The organism is Mesorhizobium sp. M7A.F.Ca.CA.002.09.1.1, assembly GCF_003998555.1.
Lineage (GTDB): Bacteria > Pseudomonadota > Alphaproteobacteria > Rhizobiales > Rhizobiaceae > Mesorhizobium > Mesorhizobium ciceri.
In genome coordinates, this window is record NZ_RZRR01001207.1 from 1 (window position 1) to 1,321 (window position 1,321).

1 pseudogene is annotated in these 1,321 nt (G+C 65.7%); it reads right to left on the bottom strand.

The annotated features are described in order from the left end of the window. Positions 1-1,321, bottom strand: a pseudogene (locus EN994_RS31830) (exopolysaccharide transport family protein); the annotation flags it as partial.

The following is a 1,321-nucleotide window of genomic DNA, read 5'->3' on the forward strand; positions in this document are numbered from 1 at the left end:
GCATGGATGACGTCACTGAACTGCGCTTCCGAAGCGAGCAGGTTGGTGATGCCGGGAAAAAGTCCGCTGTCCAGCATCGGCCGCGAGGCGGCCCCCGACGCTGTGAGGTCCAGCAACAGCACGCGCAGCCCGGCGTCGGCGACTTCGCGCGCCACCAGGATCGCCGATGCAGCCGCCTCGTCGCCTTCCGGCGAGACGAATATGGCGCGCGCCGCACCGCTTGAGATCAGCTTTTCGGCAGCCCTTTCGATGTCGATCTCGCCCAGGGTGGAGCGCGCCGGTTCGGGCTCGACAACCGTTTGCTCTGTCGCCGCCGTAGCGGGCATTGCGACCGCATCCGGCGCCTCGGCCATGGCCTGCATCGCAGCGGCAAAAGGCTCCGCATCGGCTTCATGCGCAGGTTCAGGCAGTTCCTGGTGAATGACGGGTTCCTGGAAGACGGCAGGCTCGTGGCGGACAAATGGCTTGGCGGCCGGCGTCTGCGCCACATGGGGCATCGCGACCTCATCGATCCGTTCGAAACGGGAACCGCTCGCCGGCCGCATCGCGCGGCCTGAGAACAGCTCCCGCAGAAGCGTCACGATGGCCATGATCAGCAGCGATGCGGCGAAAGCCGCGCCGACGATCGGCCCCACCTTCGGGAAATAGGCCTCGGAGGGAACCGACGCCTTCGAGGCGATCCGGGCGTCGACCGGCAGATAGTTGCGGTCCTGGCGCGAAGCGGCTTCGCGGTAGTTGGTCAGGTAGAGTTCGAGCTGCTGTCGCTTGGCGGTCGCGTCGCGCTGCAGTGCGTCGAGGTCGACCTGTTGTTCGCCGGCCTGCGCCGAAGCGGCTTTCAATGTGTTGACGTCGGCGACGAGCTGGTTCTCGCGGGCCTTTGCCGTCTCGGCCTGCATCAACAGGCCTTTCATGATCTTCTGGGCCTCGCTGCGGATCTGCGCGTCGAGATCGGACAGTTGCGATTTCAGCGCGCGAATGCGCGGATGATTGCCAAGCAGCGTCGTCGACAGATCGGCGATGTTGGAGCGCAATTCGACCTGTCGCTCACGCAAGCGCTGGATCAGGTCCGATGACAGAACCTCCGGCACTGCGTCCAGCGAACCGCCATTCTGCAGCGCCCTGCGCACACCGTCGGCGGTCGCTTCGGCCGCAGCGCGGTTGGCGCGCACTTTCGACAGTTCGCTCGACAGTTCCGAAAGCTGCTGGGTGGCCAGCACCGAATTGTTGCCACCCATCAGAAGATCGGACTGGGCTCGGTAGGCGGCGACCTTCGCCTCCGCATCCTTGACCTGCCGCTGCAGGTCGGCGATCTCGGGCGCCA